Below are 7,071 nucleotides of genomic sequence, written 5' to 3'. Positions count from 1 at the left end.
CCCGGCTGGCCGAGGACCGTCCACGCGGGGGTCAGGCCGCCTCGTCGAGGCGGCGGCGCAGCTCACCGGGCAGGTCCAGTGCCACCCCGGCCAGCGCCTCCTCCAGCTGCCCGGCCGTGCTTACACCCACGATCGGCGTGACGCGCGGGACGCCGCCGGTCAGCCACGCCAGCACCACCTGGTTGCGGCCGACGCCCAGCTCCGTCGCCACCTCGTCGAGGACGGCCAGCCGCCGCGCCGTGCCCGGGTGGTCGTAGGGCTCCGGCAGCGGCCGGTCCTTCCGCACGTAGCCGCCGTTCAGCAGCGCCGTGTAGGCCCACAGGTCCACCGTGGGATCGGACGCCACGTAGTCGAGCACCTCGTCGGTCACCCAGCCGAAGCGGTGGCCCTGGTCGGCCACCCGCGCGTCCGGACGCGGCTTGACGTACGAGTGGCGCAGCTGGAGAGCCGTCCAGTCGGCCCATCCGTTCGCCTCGGCGATCCGCCGGGCGCGCTCCACGCGCCACAGGGCGTGGTTGGAGGCCCCGAGGCGGGTGACCGTACCCGTCTCGACCAGCAGGGAAAGCGCCTGGGCCGTCTCCTCGAGCGGCACCGACCTGTCCTCCATGTGCAGCCAGTAGAGGTCGAGGCGGTCGGTGCCCAGCCGGCGCAGGCTGCCCTCGGCCGCCGCCTTGATCGCGGCCGCCGACAGGCCCTCCCGGTTGGCCGGCCACTCGCCGTCGCCGGCCGGCTCGGCCCCCGCCTTCGTGCTGAGGAGGATCCGGTCGCGCATTCCGGGCCGCCGTGCCAGCCACTCACCGACGACCCGCTCGCTGTGCCCGCCGTGGCCGCTCGGATCGGCCCAGAACGCGTAGCAGTTGGCGGTGTCGATCACCGTGCCGCCCGCCGCCACGAACCGGTCCAGCAGATCGAACGAGGCCCGCTCGTCGACCCGGGTCCCGAAATGCATGGTGCCCAGCGCGAGACGCACCTGTGTCATGCCGTCCTCCATCGCAGATGTGTTCGGGGAACGGCTCCCGAGTGTGGCACCTGGAGCGGACTCAAGGTCAACCCGTGCGGATCGTCAGATTCCCAGCCGGGCGGCGACGCCGTCGAGCACGGACTCCAGGCCCAGCTCGAACTGCCAGTCGTCGTCGTCCTTCCTGACGCCCTCGCGGATGTAGCGCTCGAACGCGGGATAGCGGCCCGACTCCAGCAGCCACTTCATGCGGGACGAGTAGAGGGTGCGCAGGTCGTCCATCTTCTCCGCGCCCTCCTTGCGCATCAGCCGGGCCATCCTGATCCGGGCGGTGGTCGCCCCGGTGACGAACGCCGTGACCGTGCCGACGACGGTCATCGCCGTGTCGGCGTCGAGGCCGAGGCCGTCGAGCGACGCGAGCAGCCGGTCGGTCCGCGCGACGAAGCTGGGCGTCAGCGGCCCGGCCTGGGCTGTGGTCTCCACCAGCCAGGGGTGACGCAGCATGAGGGCGCGCAGCCGCTGGGCGGACACCCGCAGGACCTCCCGCCAGTCGCGGCCCTCCGCGGCCCGCGCCTCCTCGGCGTAGACCGCGTCCACCATCAGCTCGATCACGTCGTCCTTGCCGCGCACGTATCGGTAGAGGCCCATCGTGGCGACACCGAGCCGCTCGGCCAGCCGGCGCATCGAGACCGCGTCGAGCCCCTCGGCGTCTGCGATCTCCACGGCCGCCGCGGCGATCTGCGCGTGGGTCAGCGCCGCGCGGGGCGGCCGGGCGGGGCGCTCCATCCGCTGCCAGATGGACTCGTGGACGCCGTCCCATGCGTCGCCCCCGGTGTCGTCCGCTCTCTTCCCGGCCATCGTCGTGCTCCTCCCGGTTCGGTATGTACATCGTACTCGGACTTGTACACCGTACGCAGCAACGCGTACGGTGTACTCGTTGCGTACGAGGTACACACCTCATGGAGGAAACCATGTCCGGAGACGACGACCGGCTCAACGTGGCCATGATCATCGGGAGCGTCCGGGACGGGAGGGTGGCGCCCCTCGTCGCCAACTGGTCGGCCGCTCAGGCGGAGCGGCGCGGCGACGTCGCGCTCGACGTGATCGACCTGGCCGAGACCCGCCTCCCGGACGGGCTGCGCGGGCACTTCGGCGGCGAGAAGCCGGAGGAGGTCACAGGGCTCCAGCCCCGGGTGGAGGCCGCGGACGCCTTCGTCGTCGTGACCCCGGAGTACAACCGCAGCTTCCCCGCGGCGCTCAAGCTGATGATCGACAGCTACCACCGGGAGTGGGCGGCCAAGCCCGTCGGGTTCGTCTGCTACGGCGGCATGTCCAGCGGCCTGCGGGCCGTCGAGCAGCTCAGGCTCGTCTTCGCCGAGCTGCACGCGGTGACGATCCGCGACTCCGTCGCCTTCCAGAGCCCCTGGACGCTGTTCGACCCGGAGGGGAACTGGCCGAAGGACCCCGCGGGCCCCGAAGGCGCCGCCAAGGTCATGCTCGACGAGCTCGTCTGGTTCGGCCGGGCCCTGCGCGAGGCGCGGGCGGCCCGGCCGTACGGGGGCTGAGATGGGCTCCCTGCTCCGCTCCGCCCTGCGGCCCCGCCGAGGCGCGGTCGCACTGATCGGCGTGCTCCAGATCGCGCAGGCGCTCGCCGCCCTCCTGCTGCCCACGATCAACGCCACACTCATCGACGACGGCGTGCTGCGCGGCGACACCGGGCTGATCGTGCGTCTGGGCGGCCTCATGGCGGCCGGGACGCTGGCACAGGTCCTGTGCTCGGCCGTGGTGGGAGTCCTCGCCGCCAGGACCGCCGCCGCCGTCGGCCAGGACCTCCGCGCCGCCGTCTACGCGAAGGTCCAGTCGTTCTCCTCCCGGGAGGTGGCCCGCTTCGGCGTGCCGTCCCTGATCACCCGCACCGTCGGCGACGTGCAGCAGGTGCAGACGCTGGTCTTCATGGGACTGACCGGGCTGGCCGCGACGCCGATGATCTTCCTCGGCGGGGTGGTCATGGCGCTGCGGCAGGACCTGCGCCTGTCCACGCTGCTGCTGATCGCGCTGCCCGCGCTGTCGGTCGTCCTGTGGGCGATCCTGCGCCGGCTCACCCCGCTGGCACAGGCGACGCAGCGCGGCGTCGACCAGGTCAACCGGCTCGTCCGCGAGCAGATCGCCGGCGTCCGGGTCGTCCGGGCGTTCGCCGCCGAGGAGCGCGAACGCGCCAGGTTCGCCGAGGCCAACGACGCACTGCTGGACGCGTCCGTACGCGCGGCGCGACTGGCGGCCGTGATGTACCCCGCCGGGATGCTCATCGGCAACCTCTGCGGCGTGGCGGTCGTCTGGTACGGCGGGCACCTCGTCGACGACGGGATCACCCAGGTGGGCTCACTGGTCGCGTTCCTCAACTACCTGGCCGTGATCCTGGGCTCCGCCCTGCTCGCGACCTTCACCGTCCTGGCCGCGCCGCGGGCCCGGGTCTCCGCCCTCCGGGTGCGCGAGGTGCTGGAAACCGGGACGGAACCGCTCGGCGACGATCCGACCTGGCGAGGCCGGTCTTGGCAGGGCGAGGTGGAGATCCGCGACGCGCACGTGCGCTATCCGGGCGCCGAGGAGCCGGTGCTGCGCGGTGTGAACCTCGTCGCCCGGCCCGGCGAGACCGTCGCGATCGTCGGCTCCACCGGCTCGGGCAAGACGACCCTGCTGAACCTCGTCGCCCGGCTGCTCGGCCCGACCGGCGGGCAGGTGCTCCTGGACGGGACGGACCTCGCGTCGCTGCCACCGGAGGAACCGGCCGGCGTCGTCGGTCTGGTGCCGCAGCGGCCGTACCTGTTCTCCGGGACCATCGCCGCCAATCTCAGGTACGGCAGGCCCGAGGCGACGGACGCGGAGCTGTGGCAGGCGCTGGAGGTCGCGCAGGCGCGTGACTTCGTCGAGGCGCTGCCGGAGGGTCTGGAGACGCCGCTCGGGCAGGGGGGCACGTCGTTGTCCGGCGGCCAGCGCCAGCGTCTGACGGTGGCGCGGGCCCTGGCCGCCCGGCCCCGGGTCCTGCTGCTCGACGACCCGTTCTCGGCGCTCGACCCGGTCACCGAGCGGGCGCTCACCGGCGCGCTGGCGCGGGAGACCCGCGACGTCGCCGTCCTCCTGGTCGCCCAGCGGATCTCCTCGGCCCGGCACGCCGACCGGGTGGTGGTGCTCGACGAGGGCCGGGTCGCCGGGGCCGGCACCCACGAGGAGTTGCTGGTCTCCTGCCCCGCCTACCGCGACATCGTGTCCTCCCAGACAGGCCTGGAGGTGGCCGCATGACAGCCCGGAAACGAGGCGTCGTCCGGCGCCTGCTGGAAGACGCCCGCCCGGAACTCCCGCTCGCCGTGGCCGCCCTGGTCTGCGCGGCCGGGGCCGTGGCCCTGACCGTGACGGTCCCCCGGCTGCTCGGCGCGGCCACCGACGTGGTGCTGTCCACCGCGACCGGGCGCCACGGGGTGGACTTCGCCGCGACCGGCCGGATCCTGCTGGCCGCCCTCGCCTGCTACCTGGCGGCGTTCGGTCTCTCCTTCGTCCAGCAGCGGGCGACCGCGACCGTCGTGCAGCGGCTGGTCTTCCGGCTGCGGGAGCGGACCCAGGCCAAGCTCGCACGGCTGCCGCTGGCCTACTTCGACGGGCGGCAGCGGGGCGAGGTGCTCTCGCGCGCCGGCAACGACGTCGACAACGTCGGCCAGACACTGCAGCAGGTGCTCGGCGTGGCGGTCACCGCGCTGCTCACGCTCGTCGGCGTGCTCGCGATGATGGTGTGGACCTCGCCGCTGCTCGCCCTGGTCTCGGTCGTCATGGTGCCTCTCTCCGTCGTGGCCGCCAGAGTGGTCGGCAGGCGGGCGCAGCCGAGGTTCGCCGAGCAGTTCGCGGCCACGGGCCGGCTGAGCGCCCACGTCGAGGAGACCTACACCGGGCACGCCCTGGTCAGGGTCTTCGGCCGGCGGCGCCAGGCCGTACGGGAGTTCGGCGAGCGCAACGACGCGGTGTTCCGCGCGGGGTTCCGCGCGCAGCTGCTGTCCAGCCTGATCGGGCCGTCGATGTCGCTCGTCATGAACCTCAACTACGTGCTCGTCGCGGTGATCGGCGGCCTGCGGGTGGCGGCCGGGGCGCTGTCGGTCGGTGACGTGCAGGCGTTCATCCAGTACTGCCTGCAGTTCGGGCAGCCGGTCAACCAGGTCACGTCGATGTCCACTCTCCTGCAGTCGGTGCTCGCCTCGGCCGGGCGGATCTTCGAACTGCTCGACGAGGACGAGGAGGAGCCGGTGCGCGACCCCGTCCGCCTGCCGGCCGCGACCACCAGCCGGGTGGTCTTCGAGAACGTCTCGTTCCGGTACGCGTCCGACCGTCCCCTCATCGAAGACCTGTCCCTGGTCGCGGAGCCGGGGCAGACCGTCGCGATCGTCGGCCCGACCGGCGCGGGCAAGACCACGCTGATCAACCTGCTCATGCGCTTCTACGACGTCACGGGCGGGCGCATCACGGTGGACGGGGTGGACATCGCGCGGGTGCCCCGGCGGCAGCTGCGCGCCAGGATCGGCATGGTGCTGCAGGACACCTGGCTGCGGCACGGCACGATCGCCGACAACATCGCGTACGGCGCCGGCGACGTGCCGCGCGAGCGGATCGTCGAGGTGGCCAGGGCCACCGGCGTCGACCACCTCGTGCGCACGCTGCCCGACGGGTACGACACGGTGGTCGACGACGACGGCGAAGGGCTCAGCGCGGGCGAGCGGCAGCTCGTCACCATCGCCCGCGCCTTCCTGGCCGGTCCCCCGATCCTGGTGCTCGACGAGGCCACCAGCGCGCTCGACACCCGCACCGAGATGCTGGTGCAGCGGGCCATGACCTCGCTGCGGGCCGGGCGCACGGGATTCGTCATCGCCCACCGGCTGTCGACCATCAGGAACGCCGACCTGATCCTCGTGCTGGACGAGGGGCGGATCGTGGAGCAGGGCACGCACGACGAGCTGCTGGCGGCGGGCGGCGCCTACGCCCGGCTGTACCGTGCTCAACTCTCCGGGGCTCAACTCTCCGGAGCTCAGGCCGGTTCGGCGTCATCAACCTCTGCCCCCGCGTCGCGATCACCGCGACAGTTCATCACAGACGCCGTAGGAGGGCGGAGCGGTCAGCTGTGCGAGCCGCCGTCCACGCGGACCTCCACCCCGTTGAGGTAGGCGCCGTCCGCCGAGGCGGCGTACGCGATGGTCCCGGCGATGTCCTCCGGGCGGCCCGCCCTTCCCCAGAGGGGATAGGTGCGCGCGTACCAGGAGGTGTCGATGCCGGCGAAGGTCTCCCGGTCGGCGGTCAGCGGCGTGGCGACGCCGCCGGGCGAGATCGGGACGACGCGGATGCGGCGCGGCGCCAGCTCGGCGGCGAGGCTGATCGAGAACGACAGCAGCGCGCCCTTGGACGCCGCGTAGCCGGTCATCCAGGGATGCGCCTTCGTCGCCGCCGTCGAGGTGACGTTCACGATGACCCCGGTGCGGTCCGGGATGTGCGGCAGCACCTCCCGGCATAACACGACCGGGGCGAACACGTTGATCGCGAAGATCCGCCGGTAGTCGTCGAGCCGCAGCGACTCCATCGGGGTCACCCGCAGCACGCCGGCCACATTGGCCAGCACGTCCACCCGGCCGAGGCGGGCGACGGCCGCGGCCGCGGCCGACTCCACCGCCGGCTCGTCCGCCAGGTTCGCCCGCCAGGGGATGAAGCGGTCGGTCCCGCCCGCGAGCTTGCCGGTCTCCGCGAGCCCGTCCTCGTCCCGGTCCACGGCGAACACCGTGGCGCCCTCGTCCAGCAGCCGTACGGCGGCCGCCCTGCCGATGCCCGACGCCGCCCCGGTGAGCAGCACGTTCTTACCGTCGAACCGCTTCATCACGCCTCCCTGGCGACTGCGCGGCCGGCGCGGCGGCCGAAGAAGGTGCCGTCACCGAGTGACGTGCCGCTGATGTAACCCCCGCCGTGCATGCCCGAGGAGGCGCGGCCCGCCGCGTACAGCCCGGGGATGGGCCGTCCGGACTGGTTCAGCACCTCGCCGTCCACGGTCGTGCGCAGGCCGCCGAGCGTGAAGCCGGCGGCTCCGGTCCCCT

Annotated in this window: 7 protein-coding genes; 3 read left to right on the top strand and 4 right to left on the bottom strand. The window is 73.0% G+C overall.

All coding sequences use genetic code 11. The annotated features are described in order from the left end of the window. Window positions 1-31 precede the first annotated feature (31 nt). Entirely contained in the window at window positions 32-979 is a 948-nt protein-coding gene (locus AB0J39_RS36905) for an aldo/keto reductase (protein ID WP_363473394.1), read from the bottom strand. Window positions 980-1,063: 84 nt separating this feature from the next. Continuing rightward, a complete protein-coding gene (locus tag AB0J39_RS36900; protein WP_363473392.1) occupies window positions 1,064-1,816 on the bottom strand; it encodes a TetR/AcrR family transcriptional regulator in 753 nt (250 codons plus the stop codon). Between the two features lie 113 nt (window positions 1,817-1,929). On the opposite strand from AB0J39_RS36900, the gene AB0J39_RS36895 reads away from it, so the two are divergent. Genes AB0J39_RS36895 through AB0J39_RS36885 form a run of 3 tightly spaced genes read left to right on the top strand, consistent with a single transcriptional unit; the run spans window position 1,930 to window position 6,156 of the window. Next, window positions 1,930-2,523: an NAD(P)H-dependent oxidoreductase gene (locus tag AB0J39_RS36895; RefSeq protein ID WP_363473390.1), complete on the top strand. Its 594-nt coding sequence runs from the start codon at window positions 1,930-1,932 to the stop codon at window positions 2,521-2,523. Between the two features lies 1 nt (window position 2,524). After that, window positions 2,525-4,255: an ABC transporter ATP-binding protein gene (locus AB0J39_RS36890; RefSeq protein WP_363473388.1), complete on the top strand. Its 1,731-nt coding sequence runs from the start codon at window positions 2,525-2,527 to the stop codon at window positions 4,253-4,255. Beyond that, window positions 4,252-6,156: an ABC transporter ATP-binding protein gene (locus AB0J39_RS36885; protein WP_363473385.1), complete on the top strand. Its 1,905-nt coding sequence runs from the start codon at window positions 4,252-4,254 to the stop codon at window positions 6,154-6,156. Before AB0J39_RS36890 ends, AB0J39_RS36885 begins: the two co-directional genes overlap by 4 nt. Here AB0J39_RS36885 and AB0J39_RS36880 read toward each other — a convergent pair. Then, complete coding sequence (locus AB0J39_RS36880) at window positions 6,108-6,857, bottom strand: SDR family oxidoreductase (RefSeq protein WP_363473383.1); 750 nt, start codon at window positions 6,855-6,857, stop codon at window positions 6,108-6,110. The genes AB0J39_RS36885 and AB0J39_RS36880 overlap by 49 nt on opposite strands. Next, a partial coding sequence (locus AB0J39_RS36875) for an FAD-binding protein (RefSeq protein ID WP_363473381.1) occupies window positions 6,857-7,071 on the bottom strand: 215 nt, incomplete at its 5' end. The genes AB0J39_RS36875 and AB0J39_RS36880, both read right to left, overlap by 1 nt.

Origin of the sequence: Microbispora sp. NPDC049633, from assembly GCF_040675265.1 — a bacterium.
GTDB classification, from domain to species: domain Bacteria; phylum Actinomycetota; class Actinomycetes; order Streptosporangiales; family Streptosporangiaceae; genus Microbispora; species Microbispora maris.
Note: the sequence above shows the minus strand (reverse complement) of the source record. Positions and strands in the feature narration are given on the sequence as shown.